The organism is Curtobacterium sp. PvP017 (genome assembly GCF_054060195.1).
In genome coordinates this window covers 517,099-538,945 of record NZ_JBSSCY010000001.1, presented here as the reverse complement: position 1 = coordinate 538,945, position 21,847 = coordinate 517,099, and the positions used below count along the sequence as shown (strand labels likewise).

Here is a 21,847-nt window from a genome sequence, read left to right as displayed (position 1 = left end):
ACCGCGGTCAGTGCACGGGCGGGGGCGTCGGCGCGCCCTCAGGCACCGCCGGGCGGGTGACGAAGACCGACGCCAGGATGCCGAACAGCGAGATCACCGCGCCGACCAGGAACGCGGTCTTCACGCCGGAGGCGGTCGCAGCTGCCACGGCGTCCGCCCCGGCACCGGTCGCTGCGGTGGCGGCGCCGATCGTGAGCAGGGTGACGAACAGGGCGGTGCCGGCGGCTCCGGCGAGCTGCTGCGCCGTGCCGAGGACGGCGCTGCCGTGCGAGTAGAGCTTCGGGGGGAGTCCGCCGAGCGCCGCCGTGAACAGCGGGGTGAAGGTGAGCGCCAGGCCGATGCTCAGCACGACGTGCGCCCCGAGGACGAACCACACGCTGGTGTCCACGCCGACCGTGGAGAGCGCCCAGAGCACCGCGCTGACGATGATCGAGCCGGGGATGAGCAGCACGCGCGGGCCGCGACGGTCGTAGATGCGCCCGACGATGGGGGAGAGGAGCCCCATGAGCAGCCCGCCGGGGAGCAGCAGCAGTCCGACGTTCAGGACCTCGAGCCCGAGGACGCGCTCCAGGTAGATCGGCAGCAGGATGAGCGTGCCGAACATCGCCATGAAGCTCAGCGCCATCGCGACGATCGGGACGGTGAAGCCGCGGGTCTGGAAGGTGCGCAGGTCGAGCAGGGCGCTGTCGGTGCGCTGCAGGCGGGTCTGGCGGACGATGAACAGCGCCAGGGCGACGGCACCGACGACGAGCGCGGTGACCGGGACGAACAGGCCGGTGGTGCCGGCCTCGCCGATGCTGGACAGGCCGTAGACGATCCCACCGAACGCGAACGCCGACAGGATCACCGAGAACACGTCGAGCGGTGCCCGGCGGGGCGTCGAGACGTTGCGGACCTTCACCATGCCGAGGATGAGCGCGGCGATCGCGATCGGCAGGACGAAGCCGAACAGCCAGCGCCAGTCGAACGCGTTGAGGATGAGCCCGGAGATCGTCGGGCCGATGGCCGGCGCGACCGAGATGACGATCGAGATGTTGCCCATGATGCGGCCGCGGTGGGCAGGGTCGACGAGGGTGAGCACGGTCGTCATCAGGAGCGGCATCATGATCGCGGTGCCGCTCGCCTGGACGATGCGGCCGACGAGCAGCAGCGTGAACCCGGGTGCGAGCAGGGCGATCAGGGTGCCGGCCGAGAACAGGCCCATCGCCCAGACGAAGACGGGCCGGGTGTTGAACCGCTGCAGCAGGAACCCGGTGATCGGGATGACGACCGCCATCGTGAGCAGGAAGCCGGTGGTCAGCCACTGCCCCGTCGCCGCACTGATGCCGAGGTCGTCCATCAGCCGCGGCAGGGCCACGCCCATGATCGTCTCGTTGAGGATGACGACGAACGCGGAGACGAGCAGCAGCCCGATCACGAGTCGGGTCTCGGCAGCGGTCGGTTGCGAGACGCTTCCCGTGCGGGGGGCGGAATCGACGGCCTGGGTCATGCGGGAGCTCCTGGTGGATCACGACTGGTGGAACGAGGTGGCGCGGGACGCGCAGACAGGGCAACCGCCTGAGTGGATTCGATTATTCCGCTTCGCGCCGACATCCGCAGGTGAACGGTCGGCGCGACCGGGTCAGTGCAGGATCGCGAACCCGTCGGCGTCGCCGTGCGGCACGACGGGCCGGAGCTCGACGTCGGTCACGGTGGCTGACGGCGGTCCGCTCCGCAGGCACTCCATCAGCGTCTCCACGGCGACCGACGGCCCCTCGGCCTCGACCTCGACGGTGCCGTCCCAGAGGTTCCTGGCGTACCCGACGAGGTCGAGCCCGTCGGCCTTCCGTGCGGTCCAGTACCGGAAGCCGACCCCCTGGACGGTCCCCGACACCACGGCATGCATCCTCGTCACCGTCGTCATGAGCCTCACCGTATCCACGCGGGGCGTCCCGGAGTTTTCGGCCGCGTGACGATCTGTTTCCGGTTCGTGACGACCGGAGACCCCCGAGGGGCGCGGCACAGCGTCCAGCAGTGATAGTGTCATCGTAACCCGAACACTTCGGGTCAACATGACACGAAGGTCCAGCATGGACGAAGCAGGCATCCGCGTCGCGGTCTCGACCGTGATCGTCGCGCTGCGCCCGCACCCGGACACCGGGGCGCCGGCGCTGTGGATGCCGCTGGTACGCCGGATCGCCGAGCCGTTCGAGGGGTCGTGGGCGCTGCCCGGCGGCTGGGTCGGCGTGGACGAAGGCCTCGAGGACTCCGCCGCCGCCCGCCTGCGCGAGACGACGAACGTCCAGCCGCGGTACCTCGAGCAGCTCTACGCGTTCGGCGACGTCGGACGCTCCCCGAGCCGGGTCGTGTCGATCGTGTACTGGGCGCTCGTGCACCCGGACGAGGCGAACGTGGTGCCGGACGACTGGAACGTCCGCTGGTTCCTCGCCGACGAGCACCCGCCGCTCGCCTTCGACCACGACCGCATCGTGGAGTACGCGCTCTGGCGGCTCCGCACCAAGATGTCGTACTCCCGCATCGCCCAGGCCTTCCTGGGGGACCGGTTCACCCTCGCCGAGCTGCGCGGGGTGTACGAGGCGGTGCTCGGGCGCGCGCTCGACCCCGCGAACTTCCGTCGGCAGGTCGAGAAGACGGACGCGATCCTGCCGACCGACGAGACCACGAGCGGGGGTCGGCACCGTCCGGCCCGGCTGTACCGCTCGAACCCCGACCTGGCCTACGCGGACAACGGACCGCTGCAGCAGGGCACACCACCGCAGAACCGACAGGAACCACCGTGTCCATCGCGACGACCATCGAACTGATCTCGAACGGCAAGGCCGCCGGCAGCACCTGCACGCCCGACCTCGCCGTGCCCACGTGGGACTTCGACTCCCGGCCCGGGTACGGCCCGGGCTCGTCGATGACCGACGTCATCCCGACGAGCGCACCGCGGCAGGGCGTGCTGCCGGACGAGTACAAGACCGCGGCGACCGACGAGTTGCACGAGCGCATCGAGCGGGCGAAGGCCACGCTCGGCGACCGGGTCGTCGTCCTCGGGCACTTCTACCAGCGCGACGAGGTCGTCCGGCACGCGGACTTCCTCGGCGACTCGTTCCAGCTCGCCAACGCGGCGCTGACGAAGCCCGACGCCGAGGCCATCGTGTTCTGCGGCGTGCACTTCATGGCCGAGACCGCCGACATCCTGGCCCGCGACGACCAGCGCGTCATCCTGCCGAACCTGGCCGCGGGCTGCTCGATGGCGGACATGGCCGACATCGACAGCGTCGAGGCCGCCTGGGCCGAGCTCACCGCGGTCTACGGCACGGAGCCCGATGCCGACGGCCGGGTGCCCGTCATCCCCGTCACCTACATGAACTCCGCCGCCGACCTCAAGGCCTTCTGCGGGCGCAACGGCGGCATCGTCTGCACCAGTTCGAACGCCGCGACGGTGCTCGAGTGGGCGTTCGAGCGCGGGCAGCGCGTGCTCTTCTTCCCGGACCAGCACCTCGGCCGCAACACCGCCAAGGCCATGGGGATCAGCACCGACCTGATGCCGATGTGGAACCCCAGGAAGCCCCTCGGCGGCAACGAGACGAGCGACCTCGAAGCGGCGAAGGTCATCCTCTGGCACGGCTTCTGCTCGGTGCACCGTCGCTTCACCGTCGACCAGATCGAGCAGGCCCGACGCGAGCACCCCGGCGTGCAGGTCATCGTGCACCCGGAGTGCCCGATGGCGGTCGTCGACGCCGCCGACCACGCCGGCAGCACGGACCTGATCCGGAAGACCGTCGCCGCAGCCACCGAGCCGACCACGTTCGCGATCGGCACCGAGATCAACATGGTGAACCGGCTCGCCGCCGAGTACCCGCAGCACACGATCTTCTGTCTCGACCCGGTCGTCTGCCCGTGCTCGACGATGTACCGGATCCACCCGGGCTACCTCGCCTGGGTCCTCGAGGCACTGGTCCGCGGCGAGGTCCTCAACGAGATCGTCGTGCCCGCCGACGTCCAGGCCGACGCGAAGGTCGCGCTCGAGCGCATGCTCGCGGCCAAGCCCCGCGGCTGAGCCCCGAGAGCCCCGAGAGCCCCGAGCCCCGAGCCCCGAACCCGAACGACCGAGGGAGACCACCGTGCACGTCGTCATCGTCGGCTCCGGCATCGCCGGGCTGACCGCAGCGATCCGTGCCAGCGCCGTCCACGACGTCACCCTGGTGACGAAGGGTGCGCTCGCCGACAGCGCCACCGCGTACGCCCAGGGCGGCGTCGCGGTGGCACTCGGCGCCGACGACTCGGCGGCACTGCACCAGGCCGACACCTACGTCGCGGCCGCCGGCAGCGCCGATGCCCGCGCCGTCGAGGTGCTCTGCACCGACGGCCCCGCCAGGGTCCGCGACCTCCTCGCCCTCGGCGTACCGTTCGACCGCTCGACCGACCCGTCGTCCCTCGACCGGTACGGCGACGACCTGGCCCGCGGGCGCGAGGCCGCGCACGGCCGCTGGCGCGTCGTGCACGCCGACGGTGACGCGACCGGAGCGGCGATCGAGCGTACCCTCATCGACGCCCTGCACCGTCGACACGTCACGATCCTCGAGCGCACCTGCCTCACCGACCTGGTCGTCCGGGACGGCGCCGTCGTCGGGGTCGACGTCCTCGACCTGCTCGGTGAACCCCGACGGATCGACGCCGACGCCGTCGTGATCGCCTCCGGGGGAGCGGGACACCTGTACCGCGAGACGACCAACCCGCTGGTCGCGACGGGGGACGGCGTGGCCGCAGCGTGGCGTGCCGGGGCGGTCGTCGCGGACCTGGAGTTCGTCCAGTTCCACCCGACCCGGCTCGCGGTGCCGGACGGCGGGCTCGTGTCCGAGGCCGTCCGCGGCGAGGGTGCCGTCCTCCGCGACGCGCGCGGACGCCGCTTCATGACGGCGGTGCACCCCGACGCCGAGCTCGCCCCGCGGGACGTCGTCGCCCGCGGCATCGCCGCCGCCGTCCGCGACCAGGGTGGCGCGCCCGTGCTCCTCGACGCCACCGGACTCGGCGCGGACTTCCTGACCGGACGCTTCCCCGGCCTCACCCGGGCCACCCGCGCAGCCGGCTTCGACTGGACCCGACAGGGCGTCCCGGTGTCCCCGGCGGCCCACTACTCGATGGGCGGCATCGCCACCGACGCCGAGGGACGCACGAGCCTCCCGGGGCTCCTGGCGATCGGCGAGGCCGCCTGCACCGGGGTCCACGGCGCGAACCGACTGGCCTCGAACTCCCTGCTCGAGGGACTCGTCTTCGCGGTCCGCGCAGCGGACGCGGTCGCCGCACCGCGACCCGGCCTGCTCCGCCTGCGCGGGGACGCCGGTCTCCACGTGACCAGCGTGCCCCGAGCGGCCGACGCGATCAGCGCCTCCCGTCAGACCTGGCCAGGAGGCCCGGATCACCGCGACCCGACCACCGACGTCCGGCAGGCGGTCCAGGCCGTCATGACGGAGCGCGTCGGTCTGCTGCGTGACGCGACCGGACTGGCGAGCGCCCGGCGCGACCTGGACGCGCTCACCGCGCCCGCCACCGGCGGCGTGCGCGAGCACGAGGACCGCGCCCTGCTCGACCTGGCGCGGCTGGTCGCACTCGCCGCCGAGACCCGCACCGAGTCCCGCGGTGCCCACGCCCGTACCGACCACCCCGACACCGATCCCGCAGCCCCGGCCTCGTACGCCTGGGTCGCCGAACCCGTCGCCGAACGCGCCGCCGTCCCCCAGGAGGTCCCCGCATGACCATCGACCCCGGCACCATCCCGCCGCACGCCCTGCGCCGTGTCATCGAGACCGCGCTCGAGGAGGACGCGCCCTGGGGAGACGTCACCAGCGAGACCCTCATCCCGGCCGAGGCCACTGCGACGGCGACGCTCGCCGCCCGCGAACCCGGCGTGCTGAGCGGCGGGACGGTCTTCGTGGCGGTGATGCACGCGGTCGACCCGTCGATCCGCGCGACCCTGCACGCCGCCGAGGGGTCCGCGTTCGCCGCAGGCGACACGCTCGCCACCGTGACGGGATCGGCCCGTGCCGTCCTCCGTGCCGAGCGGGTGGCGCTCAACCTCGTGCAGCGCATGTCCGGCATCGCCACCGTCACGGCGGCGCACGTCGCCGCTGCCGCGGGCACCACAGCGCGGATCGTCGACACCCGGAAGACCACACCGGGGCTCCGCGCGCTCGAGCGGTACGCCGTGCGCTGCGGCGGCGGGCACAACCACCGCACCTCGTTGTCCGACGCCGTGCTCGCGAAGGACAACCACCTGGCCGTGCTGCTCGCCGGCGGGATCGGCATCGGCGACGCGATCGTCGCAGCGCGGCAGCGCCTCGGGCACACCGTGCACGTCGAGGTCGAGGTGGACCGCATCGACCAGATCGAGCCCGTCGTCGCGGCGGGGGTCGACACGATCATGCTCGACAACTTCACGCCGGACGAGCTCGAGACGGGTGTCGGCATCGTCGCGGGTCGTGCCCTCGTCGAGGCCTCGGGCGGGGTGTCCCTCGACACCGTCGCGGCCATCGCGGCGACCGGGGTCGACGTCATCTCTGTCGGGGCGCTCACGCACTCGGCCCGAGCGCTCGACCTCGGGCTCGACATCGCGGTGACAGCCGGGGACTGATCGTGTTCTACCTGGACCGGGCGGCCACCACCCCCGTCCGCCGCGAGGTCCTCGAGGCGATGTGGCCGTACCTGACCGGGGTGTTCGGCAACCCGTCGTCGACGCACGGCGTCGGGGACGACGCCGCGCGCGGGCTCGCGGCCGCACGGGTGACCGTCGCGGGCGTGCTCGGCTGCCGGCCGGCCGAGGTCGTCTTCACCACGGGCGGGACGGAGGGCGCGAACACCGCGATCAAGGGGATCGCACTCGCCGCCCCGCGCGGACGCCACGTCGTCACGAGTGCGATCGAGCACGAGGCCGTGCTCGAGAGCTGCGCGTACCTGGCGCGGTTCCACGACTTCGAGGTCACGGTCCTCCCGGTCGCGCCGGACGGCCTCGTCGACCCGTCGGTGCTGCGCGCGGCGCTCCGGCCGGACACGACGCTCGTGTCGATCGCGCACGCCGACAACGAGGTCGGCACCGTGCAGGACGTCTCCGCGCTCGCCGCGGTCGCCCACACGGTCGGCGCCCGGTTCCACACCGACGCCGTGCAGTCCGCTCCGTGGCTGCCGGTCGGGCTCGACGTGCTCGGGGTCGACGCGCTGTCGCTGTCCGGGCACAAGCTCGGGGCTCCGAAGGGGACCGGGGTGCTCCTGGTCCGCTCGGGGGTCCCCGTCGAACCCCTGCTGCACGGCGGCGGACAGGAGCGGGGCCGACGCTCCGGCACCGAGGACGTCGCCGGGGCGGTGGCGGTCGCGACGGCGCTCGGGTTGGTGGGTGCCGGTGCTGCTGCTGCCCCTGGTGGTGCTGCTGCCTCCGCCACCGCGACGACCGTCCGTGACGCCGTGCTCGACGGGGTGCTCGCCGCCGTGCCCGGGGCGTTCGTGACCGGCTCGCGCGAGCACCGGCTGCCCGGGCACGCGTCGTTCTGCTTCCCCGGGGTCAACGGCGAGACGGTGCTGCTCGAACTGGAGCAGCGCGACGTCGTGTCGTCGTCCGGCAGCGCCTGCGCCGCCGGGAGCACGGAGGCGTCGCACGTGCTCACCGCGCTCGGGATCCCGGACGAGGTCGCTCGGACCGCGCTGCGACTCACCTTCGACGGTTCCCTCGGCGTCGAGGACGTGCCGGTCGTCGTCGGCGCGGTCGCGGACGCCGTGGCGACGGTCCGTGCACTCGGCTGAGGGGTTGTACCTCGGGTGTACTAGACGTTCTACTCCATGAGTGGGGTCGTGTCCCCCCTTATGCGGACACGGAATCTGCGCAAGAGTGTCCACATGGCAAACGTGGTGATGACCCGGACACGACAGGACGACCGCTTCCGAGCGGTGCAGCTCCTGCCCGCGCCGGCGACCCTCGTCGCGCTCGCCCTGGCCGCGCAGCACGACCTCGGCACCGCCCCCCTCGGGCTGATCGCCGCCGTCGGAGCCCTCGCGACGGTCGGGAGTGCCCTGCTCCCCATGATCCGACCCGCTGCCGCTCGATCGATGCCCGCACCGATCGAGACGGACCGGTACCGAGAGGACACCGAACACCCTTGAGGTCCGACACCGCCCGGCTCCTCCAGTGACCCGGACGGTGCCCCAGGCCGGATGTCGATACCCCTGATCGACATCCGGAGCGGGGCGCGACGTTCCCCCTGTCGTCGCGTCCCGCCGCACACCGCGACCCGCCGTGGGCCGACGTCGACCCCCTGAACGACGTCAGTTCCCCTGCAGCCCACGGCGGGCTCCCGGTGTCTCCCGCTCCCGCTAGCGTCGGGGCATGCCCTCGTACCGCGTGACCCTGGCGATCGGCGCGCTCGCCGCCGGCACCACCCCCGACGCCGTCCTGCCCGCTGCGGCCCGGCTGGTCGCCGAGCACGCCGTGGTCGAGGCCCAGGACGTCCGTCTGCTGCGCGGTGTGCCGTGCGCGGTCGTCCGGTTCGAGTCCGAGGACGACGCCACCGCCGCGGTCGTGCGCGACGCGACCGTGCACGGCCTCCGCGACGTCGTCGAGATCCGGTCCGACGTCGTCACGCGCCGCGATGGTGCGCGGTGGATCCCGGTGCCGTGACGGCCGCCGCGCTGCCCGGTGTGCCCTGGCCGTCCGGTGTGCCCGGGCCGTCTGGCGTGCCCGGGCCGTCTGGCGTGCCCGGGCCGTCCGGTGTGCCCGGCCAGACGTAGTCCAGGTCGTCGGGTGCGTCCGGGAACAGCTCGCGGTAGTGCTCCGGTGCCTTCTGCACCAGCTTCGAGCGGTGCGACTCGTGCAGGGCCTCGTCGTCGTTCCACGGCGGGATCGGGACCTCGCCACGCTCGTACGCCGCCAGGTCCTCCGGCACCCGCCCGAGGTCCAGCAGCGTCTTCTCCAGGCACGTGTCCACGTGCCCGCGCTCGAGCCAGACGCGGCACGTCGCTTCCTGGTACGCCATCAGCGCCGGGCGGTAGCCGCGCCACATCGCGGTGACCGGGTGGTGCTGCCAGCCGTACCCCGGCAGCGTCAGGGCCCGCATCACCTGCAGGGTCTCGACGCGCTGCTTGCCGAGACGCCGGTCGTCGAGGACCTCGGCAGAGGCCCGGAAGTCGGCGTACGGCAAGAACGTCTGCATGCCGCGGACGGTACCCGCGAGCTCTGGCACCCGACACATGTCGTCACACGCCGACCGCCCCGGTGGCAGGCGTGTGAGCATCGACCGCATGAGTGGAGAACTGGTCGTCGGTGTCAGCGGTAGCCCATCGGACCCCTCGCGGACGTCCACCCTGGTCGCCGCCACGGTGGCTCGGCTCGGGCAGGAGATCGAGGGTGCCCGCACCGAGACCGTCGAGATCGGCCCGCTGCTGGCCGACCTCGGTGCCGCGTCGTCGCGGGAGGCGATGTCCGACCGCACCCGGGCGGCACTCGAGACCGTCGAGGCCGCGGACGTGCTCGTCGTCGGCAGCCCGGCGTTCCGCGCCGCCTACTCGGGCGCGTTCAAGCTGTTCTTCGACTGGATCGGGCAGTACGACCTCGTCGACACCCCGGTCCTGCTGACCGCCACGGGTGGCAGTGACCGCCACGCCCTGCTCGTCGAGCACCAGATGCGGCCGCTGTTCGGCTTCTTCCAGTCCACGACGCTGCCGATCGGGGTGTTCGGCAACGAGCGCGACTTCACGAAGCGCGAGGGCGGCTACGACATCGGCAACGTCGACCTCGAGCTCCGCATCGACCAGGCCGTGCGCCGGGCGATCCCGATCATCCGCGGCGGCTTCGCCACGGCGGGCCTCACCGACGTGCGGCGCCCCGCCGACTTCTGAGCCGGAACGGCGGCCGCCGCCCGCGCGTTCCCGGTCGATTCGGGCATACCTGGTCGAAATTCTCGATCAGGTACGCCCGATTCGACCTCGTAGCGCAGATGTCGTGGGAAAGAACGCCTACGGGGCGGGGACGGTGACCGTCTCGCCCGTCGCCGCCGACCGGCGCGCCGCATCGAGCACCTCGACCACGTGCACCGCGTCGTCGACGGGCACCGGTACCGGGCCGAGCCCGCGGACGGCACGCGCGAACCGCTCGTAGTAGTCCGTGTAGGAGCTCTGGGCCGACGGGACGTCGACCGTGCCGGACTCCGTCGTGAGGGTCCCCGACGAGGGTTCGACTCCCCAGGTCGACCGGTCGTCGGCGGGTGATGCGCCCGCCACCGCTGCCTGTGCCTGCACGTCGGTGCTCGTGGCCTCGTACGTGCCGTCGACACCGTCGAGGCGGAGCTGCCGTGCGCCCAGCCACCCGGCCTTGTTCGACGTCAGGACGGACTCGACGCCGGACACGTGCGTCGCTGCGAGCGTGAAGCCGGCGTCGATCGGGCCGTCCTGGCCGAGGCCGAGCGAGCGGGCATCGCGGACGTCGAGCGTGCAGGACACCCGGGTGATCGGTCCGAACAACGACACGGCCTGGTCGACCAGGTGCGATCCGATGTCGGAGAGCACGCCACCGCCGATCCCCGTCGCGATGCCGTGCCGCTCGACCAGGTCGAAGCGGGACCAGAAGCGCAGCGGTGTCCCGACCCGTCCGGCGTCCAGCACGCTCCGGAGGGTGACGAGGTCGGTGTCCCACCGGCGGTTGTGGAAGGGCGTGACCACGACGTCGGCGTCGGCCGCGGCCTGCCGGATGGCACGCGCGGTGGCCGGGTCCGGGGCGAACGGCTTGTCCGCGACGACGGCGACCCCGGCGGCGATCGCCTGCAGGACGAGTTCGCGCCGGGTGGACGGGGGAGTGGTGACGACGACGGCGTCGACGCCAGCGGCGATCATGTCACCGAGGGAGTCGTGCACGGTGACGCCGGGCAGGTCGGTCGCCAGCTGCTCGTGCTTCGCGGGCGAGCGGGCGACGACGCCGACGAGGTCGACGCCTGCCGCGTCCAGCAGGAACGGACGGTGGAAAGCTCGCCCCCCGATGCCGTAGCCGACGAGCCCGGTGCGTACTTTGTCCATACATGCAACCTAGCGCGTCCGGCTGGCGTTGGGAACGTTCCAATGGGGCGGACGGGAGGCCCGTGGCGGCCCCGCCACGGGCCTCCCGTCCGCCTCGTGCGCGCGTGACGGGCGCGACGTGCGCGACCGCCGGGTTCCACGACTTGCCGTCCGCGTGACGCCGAGGTTCCACTCCTGGACGGCGGCGCCGCCGAGGTTCCGAGATCTCGGAACCTCGACAGGGCGAGAACCGTTTCGTGCGCGCGTGACGGGTGTCAGGCGATGAGGGACGCGACGTGCGCGACCGCCAGGCGGTACCCGTCGGCGCCCGCGCCGGCGATGACCGCCGTCGCGGCGGTGGCGACGTGGTCGACGTGCCGGAAGGGCTCGCGCTTCCACGTGTTGGACAGATGCACCTCGACGACGGGGACGGACAGCGCCTCGACCGCGTCGTGCAGCGCGACCGAGGTGTGGGCGTACGCCGCGGGGTTGATCACCACGGCGGCGAAGTCGTCGAGGGCCTCGTGCAGCCACTCGACGAGCTCCCCCTCGCGGTTCGTCTGGCGGAAGTCCGCGTCCAACTCGTGCACTGCCGCTTCGGTGTGCACGATCGCCTCGAGCTCGGCGAGCGTCACGGTGCCGTACTGCTCCGGGTTGCGCCGACCGAGGATGTCGAGGTTCGGTCCGTTGAGGACGAGGATGCGCGCCTGGTCGGTCATGGGGTGAGCCTAGCGATCGCGGACCGCCGGGCACCGTCGACGGACACATGCCTCGGCTATGTGAACGGTCACAATTCGGTGTAACGTCTCCGTCCGGGTCGGCGGAGTTGTCGACTACAACACACTGACGTGGAGATGTTGAATGGTTCTCGCTGCAGCGAACGAAGGGATCCGGCTCGACTTGGGCTGGGTCGACTACCTGATGATCATCGTGTACTTCGCGGTCGTCATCGGGATCGGGTTCACCGCCCGGAAGCAGGTCCGGACGAGCATGGACTTCTTCCTGTCGGGTCGGTCGATGCCCGCCTGGATCACCGGTCTGGCGTTCGTGTCCGCGAACCTCGGCGCGACCGAGATCCTCGGCATGGCCGCCAACGGTGCCCAGATCGGCATGGCGACCCTGCACTACTACCTGGTCGGCGCGGTGCCGGCCATGGTGTTCCTCGGGCTCGTCATGATGCCCTTCTACTACGGGTCGAAGGTCCGATCGGTGCCGGAGTTCATGCTCCGCCGCTTCGGCAAGGCCCCCCACCTGGTGAACTCGATCGCGTTCGCGGTGTCGAACGTGCTCATTGCGGGCATCAACCTCTACGCCATGGCCATCGTCATCGAGGCGATGCTCGGCTGGCCGGAGTGGCTGGCCATCGTCGTGTCCGCCGGCTTCGTGCTCGTCTACATCACCCTCGGCGGGCTCTCCAGCGCGATCTACAACGAGGTCATGCAGTTCTTCGTGATCATCGCCGGGCTCATCCCGCTGACGATCGTCGGCCTGCACCGCGTCGGCGGCTGGGACGGCCTGAGCAAGGCGATCACCGAGACCCAGGGCGTCCAGCACCTGCAGGCCTGGGCCGGAACCGGCTTCGGTGACGTGACCAACCCGATCGGCGCCAACTGGCTCGCGATCGTGCTCGGCCTGGGCTTCGTCCTCGGCTTCGGCTACTGGACCACCAACTTCACCGAGGTGCAGCGCGCGTTCTCGGCGAAGAACATGTCCGCAGCGCGCCGGACCCCGCTCATCGCCGCGATCCCGAAGCTCTTCATCCCGGCCATCGTCGTGATCCCCGGTCTCATCGCCGCGGCGGTCGTCGGCAACCAGTTCGCCGACGGCTCACTCACCTACAACGACGCGATCCCGAAGCTCATCCAGATGTACCTGCCGACCGGTGTGCTCGGCGTCGCGGTGACCGGCCTGCTCGCCTCGTTCATGGCCGGCATGGCGGCCAACGTGTCGTCGTTCAACACCGTCTTCACGTACGACATCTGGCAGCGCTACATCAAGCCGAACATGCCGGACATCCACTACCTGAAGACCGGTCGCTGGGTCACCGTCGTCGGCGTCCTGGTCGGCATCGCGACCGCGTTCATCGCGGCCCAGGCGTCGAACATCATGACGTACATGCAGACGCTGTTCTCGTTCTTCAACGCGCCGCTGTTCGCCGTCTTCATCCTCGGTCTGCTCTGGAAGCGGATGACCACCCAGGGTGCGCTCTGGGGTTACGTCCTCGGCATCGTCACGCCGACGATCACCTGGATCGCGTACCTCGTGAACCCGGACCTGTTCGCCACCGCGACCGCCGAGACCCTGTACGGCGCCATCATCTCGTTCGTGACCGTCCTGGTCGTCGGGTTCATCGTCTCGATGTTCACCACGCCCAAGGACGAGAAGGAGCTCGGCGGTCTGGTCTACGGCATCGGCAAGATCGACCTGCACGGCGACTCGGTGGCCACCGACACCGCCTGGTACCGCTCGCCCGCCCTGCTCGGCACGGTCGCACTGATCCTGTGCGTCGTCCTGTACCTGCCGTTCCTCTGATCCGCGAAGGAGATCACCGACCATGAGTGACACCACCACCCCCGGCGCGCTGACCGAGGAGCAGAAGGCCGCCCTCGTCCGCTCGACCCGTCGTCTCGACCTGCGCCGCATCCTCGGCGGCCTGTTCGTGCTCTACGGCGTCATCGTGACGATCGTCGGCATCGTCCACTGGGACACCGACCCCGAGAAGACCGGCGGCATCCACATCAACCTGTGGGTCGGACTGTCGATGCTCGTCGGCGGCCTGCTGTTCTTCCTCTGGGACCGCCTGAACCCGGTGCCGGCCGAGGACATCATCGGCCAGGCCGAGGCCGAGGCCGACCAGAAAGCCGCCGGCGAGGGCCGCTGATCCGACCCAGAACGACGAACTCGCTGTCGTACGATATCGAGTTCGTCGTTCCGGGTCGACGAACGCGCGCGGTTGACGCCCCCGCGGAGCGGCAGTAGTATTGATATGTCGATCGGGTGCTGCTCGGTCGAAAGTGATCCCCGGATGTCCTGCAGCCAGCGCGGGCCCGGGGATTTGCGTTTTCCCGACGGTGCCGCAAGCGCGTCACGACACGATGAGGGCGCTCGACAGGTCGTGGGGTGCAGGCATCGCCGCGACATGGCCGCCGCACGCTACGTCGGCCAGCGCGAGGAGCGGTTCATCAGACGGAGAAGCGTGCTCGAACCGGAGCTGCTTGCCGATGCCCCGGTCTCGCAGAGCGTCGAACATCGCTCTGTCGTCGGCATCGCGAGCCGGCCCCCGAGTCTCGAGGATCACCTGGTGGACCTGTCGGAGTTCGAGCTCGTGCGCGAGCCGTTCAATGCAGCGCCGTCGTCGGCGTTCGGTACGTGCCACCGCGCCGTCGTAGCGCACGACCAGGACCGAGACGGCGTGTCGGAGGAGGTCGAGCCACGAGAGCCGCTGGCCGGGGAGGGCTTCGTACCAGTGCAGCTTCCGCATGCGCCTCGGCGTCGTTACCCGGACGTCGGCACGCGCCGCTTCGCAAGCCGACGCCGAGATGATCACCGCTGCCATCACGTACACGGTGTGATCGCGTCCGCCGCCCGGCTCCGATTCATCGACGTACGCCCGCATCGGTCCAGCATATTGCGTATCAGTCCGTACCACGACGGAACGGTTGCGCCTCGCCGCACCACGGGCCAGGTTGAGCGTGACGAAAGGAACCTCCCCATGGACACGATGGTCTTCATCAACCTGCCCGTCACCGACCTCGACCGTTCGAAGGCGTTCTACGAAGCCCTCGGCTACTCGATCAACCCGATGTTCAGCGACGACACCGCTGCGTGCATCGTCATCAGCGACACGATCTACGTCATGGCGCTCACCCACGCGAAGTTCGCCGACTTCACCGACAAGACGATCGCCGACGCCAGCACCGTCGAGGTGATCAACTCGCTGACCGCCGGATCGAAGGACGAGGTGCACCGCATCGTCGACGCCGCCGTCGCGGCCGGCGGGAGCGAGGACCGCCCGCCGATGGACCTCGGCTTCATGTTCCAGCGGAGCTTCACCGACCCGGACGGCCACCGGTGGGAGTACGTGTGGATGGACCCGCAGGCCGCCCAGGACGGCCCGCCGGCCGAGTGACCACACGGCAGGCATCGACGGTGTCGGCGGCGCACACCAGGATGGTGCCATGAGCTCCGAGCCCGCCACAGCGCCCCACTCCGACCTGGTGATCGGCGACGACGGACTCGCCCGGCCGGTGTGGGCATCGACGGACGAGCTGCTCCGCGACTACTACGACACCGAGTGGGGCATGCCCGTGCGGGACGAGCGCGGGGTGTTCGAGCGGCTGTCGCTCGAGGCGTTCCAGTCCGGCCTGTCCTGGCGCACGATCCTGGCGAAGCGTCCGGCGTTCCGTGCGGCGTTCGCGGACTTCGACCCCGACACCGTCGCGGGCTTCGGCGAGGACGACGTCGCTCGGCTGATGGCCGACGCCGGCATCGTGCGGAACCGGGCGAAGATCCTCGCGACCATCACCAACGCGAACGCGACGGTCGCCCTGCGGCAGGACGGCGGGCTGTCCGACTTCGTCTGGTCCTTCCGCCCGGCGACGACGCCCGAGCCGGAGACGTACGCCCAGGTCCCGACGACCTCCGACGAGTCCGTCGCACTGTCGAAGGCACTGCGGAAGCGTGGCTTCGCATTCGTCGGTCCGACCACGATGCACGCCCTGATGGAGGCACTCGGCATCGTCGACACGCACCTGCTCGGCAGCCACCGGCGCGGGACCTCGGGCGTCTGGAACTGACCAGGACGCCGACCCCACCGACCGAGGACCCGACCCCACCGTCAGCGACCGCACCGGGCTAGGGTCGCGGCATGAGCACCGACCAGCCGAACCCGCGCGTGCGTCCTGTCCACCCGGTCGACGCCGACGTCGTCGATGTGCCGGCCGACGTGCCCACCCCCGTGCCGGACCCGGCCGGGGACTCGGCGACGGAGCCGGACCACGACCCCGCCGAGGTCCGGATCGCCTTCCTGCTCTTCCCGGACCTGACCCAGCTCGACCTCACCGGCCCGGCGCAGGTGCTCTCCCGGGTGCCCGGCGCACGCGTCGAGTACGTGGCGGCGACGCTCGACCCGGTGCCGTCCGACTGCGGGTTCGCGCTGGTCCCGACGACGACCATCGCCGAGGCGGGTCCGGCGGACGTCCTCGTGGTCCCGGGCGGTGACGGCGCCTTCGACGCGATGCTCGACCCCGAGGTGATCGGGTTCGTGCGGCGCGAGGCGGAGCGCGCCACCTGGGTGACCTCGGTGTGCACGGGTGCGTTCGTGTTGGGTGCCGCTGGGCTCCTCGCCGGCAAGCGTGCGACGACGCACTGGGCGTCGAAGCCCATGCTCGAGGCGTTCGGGGCGCAGCCGGTCGACGACCGCATCGTCGACGACGGCGCGGTGGTCACCGCGGCCGGCGTGAGCGCGGGCATCGACATGGCGCTGTGGCTGGCGGCCGAGCTCGCGGGGCAGCCGGCGGCCGAGGCGATCCAGCTGCAGATCGAGTACGACCCGCAGCCGCCGTTCGACGCGGGCTCCGCGGAACGCGCCGACGCCGTCGTGGTCGCCCGTGCACGGGCTGCGGCCGAGGCAGCGCGCGGCGACCGGGTCACCCGCGCAGCGGCCGCCGTCCTGCTGTGACGACACAGCTGCTGTGACGACACAGCTGCCGTGACGACACAGCTGCTGTGACGACACAGCTGTCGTGACGACGCACCCGCCACGACGAAGCGGCAGCGCGCTCAGACCAGCGGCTTCTGCATCTGCGTCGCGGTGACCTGGTACCCGAGCGCGGCGTACAGCTCCTGCGCGCCCGTGTTGTAGCCGAACACGTTGAGGCCGATGCTCGTCGCGCCGTGCTCCGCCGCAGCCCGGTGGCCGAGTTCGAGGGCACGGCGGGCGTGTCCGCGGCGACGGTGCGGTTCGTCGATCTCGACGTCGAACACCCACCAGTCGGTCCCGCCGGGCGCGAACGGTCCGATCCAGAGGTACCCGACCGTGGTGTCGTCCTGGTCGAGGACGTCCCACACCAGGTGGCCGTCGGCGGGTGACCCGTCCGGGAACCACTGGTCGAGCGACTTCTGCTTGTTCGCCTCGGCCTGCTGGCGGGTCTCGCCCGCCTGCATCCGCGACGCCACGTACTCGGCCATGGTCCGGTCGAGCCAGGCCGGGAGGCGCGTGGCCGGCATGACCCGCAGGCGCGTGTCCGTCATCGGTTGCCCTTGGAACCCCGGCTCGGCTTGCCGCGCATCTTCCCGCGTCCGGGGGTCGGCCCCTTGCCGGTGTTGGACTTCTTGCCGCTACCGGACTTGCCGCTGCCGGGCGACTTGGCCTTCGCCTTGCCGCCACCGCCGGCGCCCGCTCCGCCCTTGCCCGCTCCGCCCTTGCCGGACCCGCCGGAGCCGCCGCCTGCCTTGGAGTCGGCGCGCGCCGCACGCAACGCCTCCTCGACGTCGCGATCGGTGCCGGTCGGCTGGTTCCGCGAACTGTTGGCGGTCCGTCCGCGCACCACGCCGATGAACTCCTCGGTGGTCTCGGTGGCGTCCTCGTCGCGCCAGACCAGCGCGATCTGGGTACCGGGCGCGCCGAAGAGCGGACGAGCGACGAGGTCCTTGCGGCTCGCCGCGCGGAAGAGCGACTGGGGGAGCACGACGACACCGACGTTCGCCTCGACCAGGTCGAGCGCCGCGGCGATGTCGGCCGGCACCGGACCCGCGTCGACGACGTGCACCTCGGCGTCGGTGAGGTCCACCTCGGCCAGGTCGGCGAGGGGGGAGTCCTTCGGCATCGCGACCACGGCCGTCTCGGTCCAGAGCGGGATGGCGTTGTGCTGCTCGGAGACGGGCATGCGAGCGAAGACCATGTCGACCTCGCCGGCGAGCGTGTCGTCGACGTCGTCGGACCCGATCGGCCGCAGCCGCAGCTCGATCGAGGGGTGCCGATCCCGCCAGACACGGGCCCACTTGGCCGGGGAGACCCCGGGCACGAATGCGATGGTGAGTGCCGCGGTCATGCAGACGAGCATAGGGGCCGTACTCTAGGGGGCATGGCGCAGGAACAGACCATGAAGCCCGAAACGGCTGCGAAGAAGCTCGGCATCTTGCTGGCGGCCGCTCCGGAGTCCTTCCAGGGCGCTCCCGTCACACGGACCGCCTTCGACGAGCTCCGGACCGAACCCCCGACGTGGCTCGAGGACCTCCGTCGCGACGGCCCCCACCCGCGACCCGTCGTGGCGCAGAAGCTCGGCATCTCCATCTCGGGGCTGACCCGTGCGGGGATCGACGACGCCCTCACCACGGCGGAGATCAAGTCGCTGCTCGAGCAGAAGCCCGAGTGGCTCGTCCGCGAGCGCGAGACGCAGGCCGCCGTGCACGCCGAGAACGCCCGCGTGAAGCAGGAGCGCGCCGCCAAGGCCGCTGCCCGCGCCGAGGACTGATCCGCCCGGCACCACGCCGCCGCACCCGAGGACCCGCACGTGCACGAGACCGTCGCCGACGCCATGCTCGTCGTGCCGCAGTTCGCGTCGGTGTGCTGCATCGTCGGCGACCGGTACCGCCCGCGCCCCGGCGTGATCGTGCCGGCCGCGGTGATGCTCGTCGCGATGCTCATGCCCGTGGTGCACGCGGGTGCGGTGTGGACGCTGTTCGCCGCGACGCTCCTGCTGCTGCTCGCACCGCTGCCGGTGATGCGCCGACGCCGCGCGGACGGCCGCCGCGCCGAGCCGATGGACGTGCACCGCGCGCTGTCCGCGGTCGTGATGGCCGGCATGCTCCTGATGGGCCACGCGACCGGTGTCGCCGACGGCCACGCCGGCCACGGCATCGCGCTGTCCGCGGTGCTCGGCGCCGGGGTGATCGGCTACTGCGCCTTCAGCGGGTGGCTGCTGCGGCACGAGTGGGCGCAGGAAGACCGTCGTGCGGTCCGCAGCGGCGAGGTCTTCGCGATGACGGTCGCCGTCGTCGGCATGACCCTCGCGATGTAGCGCCGCCGGAGCTCAGTCGGCCGTGGTCGTCGCGTCGCCCGTGTGCGTGACGCGGTCCTTCGCAGCGCGGATGGTGTCCTTCGGCACCGGCGGCACACCCCGTCGGATGCCACGGAGCCCGACCACGAGCAGGATCGTGGTGACGACGGCGAACACGACGAAGGTGATCCCGATCGCGGCCCAGACCGGCAGCGCCAGGGCGAGGAGCGCCACCACGAGGCCGGCCAGCAGCACGAGGGTGGTCAGCGCGAAGGCCACCGCGGCGCCCGTGAGCACCAGCCCGGTCTTCGCCCCGTTCGCCCGCTCGCTGATCTCGCGCCGAGCCGAGGCGACCTCGTCGCGGACGGCGCGGAGCACGGGTTCCAGGGCCTTCTGCACCAGGCCGGCGGTGACGGTGTCGCGGAAGGACGGCTTGCTGCTGGTCGTGGTGTCGTCGTGGTCCGTGGTGCTCATGGGTCTCCTGTCCGGGCGCGGTGGTCGCGTCCACCTGCTGTGACGCGTCCGGTCCGATGATCGTCACGTTCGTGACGGCATGCTCGGTCGCTTCCCAGCTTGCGGAGCCGCCGGTGGCGGTGGGCGCGACCGCCGGGAGGCCCGCCCCGCGTCGACGACGCAGGACGGGCCTCCCGGGTGGTCGGGCCGAGTGCCCTACTCGGCGATCTCCTCGAGGTCGTCGATGCCACGTGCCGCGGCCGCTGCGCGGCGCGCGCGCATCGACGGGGCCGCGAGCGCGGCGAGGACGGCGAGGACGGCGACGCCGGTGCACGCCCAGAACCCGATGGTGAAGGCGTCGTCGGTCGGCAGGCCCTGCGGGGTGCTGTGCGAGGTGATGAGCGCCGCGATGACGGCGGTGCCGACGCTCGAACCGATCGTGCGGACGACGGTGTTGGCGCTGATCGCCTCGCCGGTCTGGTTCGCGGGCACGCTCTCGATGATGGCGTTCGAGCACGCGGCGAGGGCCAGGCCGATGCCGATGCCGGTCAGGATGCCGGAGACGACGACCTGCCAGAGCTCGCCGTGCGCGATCGCGGGCAGCAGGAACGCGGCGACGATGGCGATCCCGCCCAGCAGCATGGGCGGCTTCGGGCCGACCTTGCGGACGAGGATGCCGGCGATCGGTCCGGCGACGATCATCATCAGGACGGTCGGCAGCAGGAAGAGCCCGGCCTGGGTGACGTCCTTGCCGAAGCCGTAGCCGAGCGCGCTCGGCAGCTGCAGCAGGGTCGGCACGAGGACGAAGGTGCCGAACATCGCGAAGCCGAAGACGAGCGCGACGACGTGGGCCGTCCAGACGCCGCGGACGGCGAACAGGCGGACGTCGATGAGCGGTTCGGCGACGCGGAGCTCGACCAGGACGAACACGACCAGTGCGACGGCGCCGAGGACCAGCAGACCGATGGTCTTGCCGTCGCCCCAGCCCCAGGTCTCGCCCTCGCTGACCGCCAGCAGGATCGACACGAGCGAGACGGCGAGGACGAAGGTGCCGAGCATGTCGAGGCGGCCGGGCTTGCGGACCGGCGACTCCGGCATGCCGAAGACCGCGCCGAGCAGGGCGATGACGACGAGCACGGCGGGCAGCCAGAACAGCCAGTGCCACGACAGGTGCTCGACGATCGGTCCGGCGGCGACGATGCCGACACCGGCGCCGATGCCGAAGATCGCGGAGAGCAGACCGATCGTGACGCTGACCTTCTCCTTGGGCAGCTCGTCACGGACGATGCCGATGGACAGCGGCATCACCGCACCGGCGGCGCCCTGCAGCGCACGGCCGACGATGAGGACGCCGAGGTTCGGTGCCAGCGCGGCGAGCACGGCGCCGACGAGCAGGATCGAGAGCACGACGATCAGGACCTTGCGCTTGCCGATCATGTCGCCGAGACGCCCGAGGATCGGCGTGAGCACCGAGGCGGACAGCAGGTAGGCGGTGAGCACCCAGCTCGTCGCGCTCGTCGAGGCGCCGAGGTCCTGTCCGATGGTCGACAGTGCCGGGGCGACGAGCGACTGCAAGACCGCGAACGACAGACCGCCGAGGGACAGGTAGACGATGATCGCCGTGCTGTTCGGCCGGTGCCCGGTGGTGGTGGGGTGCGAGCCCGTGCGGGGGCTCTGCATGGTGTCGGTCATCGTGCTCCGTGTCTGGGTGATGTAAACAACTGCTGACTTGACGAGGGTACGCAGTTCTCGCACGATGTCAACACTTGCTTACATCCCGGTCCGGGCCGCTACGCTTCCACCATGAGCAAGGACGCCGCCGCCACCCGACTGCTGCTCGTGCGGGCAGCGCGACACCGGTTCGCGTTCGACGGGTACAAGGCGACGACGGTGCGGGACATCGCCTCGGACGCGGGGGTCAACGTCGCGCTGATCAACCGCTACTTCGGGTCGAAGGAGGGGCTGTTCCGGGCCTGTCTCGACCGGGTGGTGCAGGACCTCGGGGTCGAGCAGCCCGTCGAGCGGGGCCTCGAGCGCGCGCTGGCAGGTCTGGTGTCGCACGTCGTCCGTGCGCCGACCGACGACGACTCCCTCCAGCTCATGCTCCTGCTCCGGTCCTCCGGTGACGACGGTGCCGACGCCATCCGCCGCGAGACCCTGCGCCGGTACGCCGAACGGCTCGCCACGGCCGTCGGCGGCGAGGTCACCGAGGAGCTGCTCGTCCGGGCCGAGATCGCGCTGTCGGTGGTGCTCGGGATGACGATGCTCCGGCGCTCCACCGCGGTGGAGCCGCTCGCGTCGGCGGACGACGACCTCGTGGCCCGGGCGCTCGACGACGCGCTCCGCGCCCTGCTCGCACCATCGCGGTAGCGTCGAGC

General features: G+C 71.4%; 26 protein-coding genes. 16 read left to right on the top strand and 10 right to left on the bottom strand.

The window, feature by feature from the left end; genetic code table 11:
• Positions 1 to 7: 7 nt before the first annotated feature.
• Together ACVKXF_RS02595 and ACVKXF_RS02590 are read right to left on the bottom strand one after the other, a co-directional pair.
• Positions 8 to 1,489, bottom strand: a complete 1,482-nt coding sequence (locus tag ACVKXF_RS02595) for an MDR family MFS transporter (protein ID WP_456794726.1) — start codon at positions 1,487 to 1,489, stop codon at positions 8 to 10.
• A 132-nt stretch (positions 1,490 to 1,621) separates the two neighbouring features.
• On the bottom strand, positions 1,622 to 1,903 hold the full coding sequence (locus ACVKXF_RS02590; RefSeq protein ID WP_228511574.1) for an acylphosphatase: 282 nt from the start codon (positions 1,901 to 1,903) through the stop codon (positions 1,622 to 1,624).
• A gap of 166 nt (positions 1,904 to 2,069) precedes the next feature.
• On the opposite strand from ACVKXF_RS02590, the gene ACVKXF_RS02585 reads away from it, so the two are divergent.
• The 7 genes from ACVKXF_RS02585 to ACVKXF_RS02555 all read left to right on the top strand — a co-directional run bounded on the left by ACVKXF_RS02585 (position 2,070) and on the right by ACVKXF_RS02555 (position 8,650).
• A complete protein-coding gene (locus tag ACVKXF_RS02585; RefSeq protein WP_123313903.1) occupies positions 2,070 to 2,804 on the top strand; it encodes an NUDIX hydrolase in 735 nt (244 codons plus the stop codon).
• Entirely contained in the window at positions 2,777 to 4,048 is a 1,272-nt protein-coding gene (nadA, locus tag ACVKXF_RS02580) for a quinolinate synthase NadA (RefSeq protein WP_456794725.1), read from the top strand. The genes ACVKXF_RS02585 and nadA overlap by 28 nt, the downstream gene beginning before the upstream one ends.
• 64 nt (positions 4,049 to 4,112) lie before the next feature.
• On the top strand, positions 4,113 to 5,744 hold the full coding sequence (gene nadB / locus ACVKXF_RS02575; protein WP_456794724.1) for an L-aspartate oxidase: 1,632 nt from the start codon (positions 4,113 to 4,115) through the stop codon (positions 5,742 to 5,744).
• Entirely contained in the window at positions 5,741 to 6,619 is an 879-nt protein-coding gene (gene nadC, locus ACVKXF_RS02570) for a carboxylating nicotinate-nucleotide diphosphorylase (protein ID WP_123313900.1), read from the top strand. The genes nadB and nadC overlap by 4 nt, the downstream gene beginning before the upstream one ends.
• 2 nt (positions 6,620 to 6,621) lie before the next feature.
• On the top strand, positions 6,622 to 7,779 hold the full coding sequence (locus ACVKXF_RS02565; protein WP_456794723.1) for a cysteine desulfurase family protein: 1,158 nt from the start codon (positions 6,622 to 6,624) through the stop codon (positions 7,777 to 7,779).
• A 93-nt stretch (positions 7,780 to 7,872) separates the two neighbouring features.
• On the top strand, positions 7,873 to 8,136 hold the full coding sequence (locus ACVKXF_RS02560) for a hypothetical protein (RefSeq protein WP_148061798.1): 264 nt from the start codon (positions 7,873 to 7,875) through the stop codon (positions 8,134 to 8,136).
• 223 nt (positions 8,137 to 8,359) lie between these two features.
• Positions 8,360 to 8,650: a hypothetical protein gene (locus ACVKXF_RS02555; protein WP_456794722.1), complete on the top strand. Its 291-nt coding sequence runs from the start codon at positions 8,360 to 8,362 to the stop codon at positions 8,648 to 8,650.
• On the opposite strand, the gene ACVKXF_RS02550 is transcribed toward ACVKXF_RS02555, so the two are convergent.
• A complete protein-coding gene (locus ACVKXF_RS02550; protein ID WP_456794721.1) occupies positions 8,610 to 9,182 on the bottom strand; it encodes an MSMEG_6728 family protein in 573 nt (190 codons plus the stop codon). The genes ACVKXF_RS02555 and ACVKXF_RS02550 overlap by 41 nt on opposite strands.
• 88 nt (positions 9,183 to 9,270) lie before the next feature.
• Between ACVKXF_RS02550 and ACVKXF_RS02545 the strand changes: the two genes are divergently transcribed.
• Positions 9,271 to 9,867: an NAD(P)H-dependent oxidoreductase gene (locus ACVKXF_RS02545; RefSeq protein ID WP_263091315.1), complete on the top strand. Its 597-nt coding sequence runs from the start codon at positions 9,271 to 9,273 to the stop codon at positions 9,865 to 9,867.
• A 117-nt stretch (positions 9,868 to 9,984) separates the two neighbouring features.
• Here the strand turns inward: ACVKXF_RS02545 and ACVKXF_RS02540 are convergent, their stop codons facing one another.
• Positions 9,985 to 11,037, bottom strand: a complete 1,053-nt coding sequence (locus ACVKXF_RS02540) for a Gfo/Idh/MocA family protein (RefSeq protein WP_456794720.1) — start codon at positions 11,035 to 11,037, stop codon at positions 9,985 to 9,987.
• A 254-nt stretch (positions 11,038 to 11,291) separates the two neighbouring features.
• On the bottom strand, positions 11,292 to 11,735 hold the full coding sequence (gene aroQ, locus ACVKXF_RS02535) for a type II 3-dehydroquinate dehydratase (protein ID WP_456794718.1): 444 nt from the start codon (positions 11,733 to 11,735) through the stop codon (positions 11,292 to 11,294).
• 142 nt (positions 11,736 to 11,877) lie between these two features.
• Here aroQ and ACVKXF_RS02530 point away from each other — a divergent pair, with 142 nt between their 5' ends.
• On the top strand, positions 11,878 to 13,548 hold the full coding sequence (locus ACVKXF_RS02530) for a sodium:solute symporter family protein (RefSeq protein ID WP_123313892.1): 1,671 nt from the start codon (positions 11,878 to 11,880) through the stop codon (positions 13,546 to 13,548).
• A 22-nt stretch (positions 13,549 to 13,570) separates the two neighbouring features.
• Positions 13,571 to 13,897 carry a hypothetical protein gene (locus ACVKXF_RS02525; protein ID WP_396288954.1) on the top strand — a complete coding sequence of 109 codons (327 nt, stop codon included), beginning with the start codon at positions 13,571 to 13,573 and terminating at the stop codon, positions 13,895 to 13,897.
• A 204-nt stretch (positions 13,898 to 14,101) separates the two neighbouring features.
• Here ACVKXF_RS02525 and ACVKXF_RS02520 read toward each other — a convergent pair whose 3' ends face one another.
• The gene (locus tag ACVKXF_RS02520; protein WP_456794716.1) at positions 14,102 to 14,632 is read right to left on the bottom strand and encodes a DUF3800 domain-containing protein; all 531 of its coding nucleotides are present in this window, start codon (positions 14,630 to 14,632) and stop codon (positions 14,102 to 14,104) included.
• A 96-nt stretch (positions 14,633 to 14,728) separates the two neighbouring features.
• Here ACVKXF_RS02520 and ACVKXF_RS02515 point away from each other — a divergent pair, with 96 nt between their 5' ends.
• The 3 genes from ACVKXF_RS02515 to ACVKXF_RS02505 all read left to right on the top strand — a co-directional run bounded on the left by ACVKXF_RS02515 (position 14,729) and on the right by ACVKXF_RS02505 (position 16,696).
• Entirely contained in the window at positions 14,729 to 15,145 is a 417-nt protein-coding gene (locus tag ACVKXF_RS02515; protein WP_456794715.1) for a VOC family protein, read from the top strand.
• 49 nt (positions 15,146 to 15,194) lie between these two features.
• A complete protein-coding gene (locus ACVKXF_RS02510; protein WP_456794714.1) occupies positions 15,195 to 15,812 on the top strand; it encodes a DNA-3-methyladenine glycosylase I in 618 nt (205 codons plus the stop codon).
• A gap of 71 nt (positions 15,813 to 15,883) precedes the next feature.
• Positions 15,884 to 16,696, top strand: coding sequence for a DJ-1/PfpI family protein (locus ACVKXF_RS02505; protein ID WP_340196509.1), 813 nt, complete (start codon positions 15,884 to 15,886; stop codon positions 16,694 to 16,696).
• A gap of 101 nt (positions 16,697 to 16,797) precedes the next feature.
• On the opposite strand, the gene ACVKXF_RS02500 is transcribed toward ACVKXF_RS02505, so the two are convergent.
• Both ACVKXF_RS02500 and ACVKXF_RS02495 read right to left on the bottom strand, forming a co-directional pair.
• A complete protein-coding gene (locus ACVKXF_RS02500) occupies positions 16,798 to 17,268 on the bottom strand; it encodes a GNAT family N-acetyltransferase (RefSeq protein ID WP_456794712.1) in 471 nt (156 codons plus the stop codon).
• The gene (locus ACVKXF_RS02495) at positions 17,265 to 18,068 is read right to left on the bottom strand and encodes a LysR family transcriptional regulator substrate-binding protein (protein WP_396288948.1); all 804 of its coding nucleotides are present in this window, start codon (positions 18,066 to 18,068) and stop codon (positions 17,265 to 17,267) included. Before ACVKXF_RS02495 ends, ACVKXF_RS02500 begins: the two co-directional genes overlap by 4 nt.
• Positions 18,069 to 18,101: 33 nt before the next feature.
• Here ACVKXF_RS02495 and ACVKXF_RS02490 point away from each other — a divergent pair, with 33 nt between their 5' ends.
• Positions 18,102 to 18,491 (top strand): DUF5997 family protein, encoded by a 390-nt coding sequence (locus ACVKXF_RS02490; RefSeq protein WP_123313886.1) that lies wholly within the window; start codon positions 18,102 to 18,104, stop codon positions 18,489 to 18,491.
• Positions 18,492 to 18,530: 39 nt separating this feature from the next.
• Positions 18,531 to 19,037, top strand: coding sequence for a hypothetical protein (locus ACVKXF_RS02485; protein WP_205462821.1), 507 nt, complete (start codon positions 18,531 to 18,533; stop codon positions 19,035 to 19,037).
• A gap of 12 nt (positions 19,038 to 19,049) precedes the next feature.
• Here ACVKXF_RS02485 and ACVKXF_RS02480 read toward each other — a convergent pair whose 3' ends face one another.
• Both ACVKXF_RS02480 and ACVKXF_RS02475 read right to left on the bottom strand, forming a co-directional pair.
• Positions 19,050 to 19,490 (bottom strand): phage holin family protein, encoded by a 441-nt coding sequence (locus ACVKXF_RS02480; RefSeq protein WP_456794711.1) that lies wholly within the window; start codon positions 19,488 to 19,490, stop codon positions 19,050 to 19,052.
• A 195-nt stretch (positions 19,491 to 19,685) separates the two neighbouring features.
• The gene (locus ACVKXF_RS02475; protein ID WP_456794710.1) at positions 19,686 to 21,161 is read right to left on the bottom strand and encodes an MFS transporter; all 1,476 of its coding nucleotides are present in this window, start codon (positions 21,159 to 21,161) and stop codon (positions 19,686 to 19,688) included.
• A gap of 111 nt (positions 21,162 to 21,272) precedes the next feature.
• Between ACVKXF_RS02475 and ACVKXF_RS02470 the strand changes: the two genes are divergently transcribed.
• Positions 21,273 to 21,839, top strand: coding sequence for a TetR/AcrR family transcriptional regulator (locus tag ACVKXF_RS02470; RefSeq protein WP_222658189.1), 567 nt, complete (start codon positions 21,273 to 21,275; stop codon positions 21,837 to 21,839).
• Positions 21,840 to 21,847: the final 8 nt, after the last annotated feature.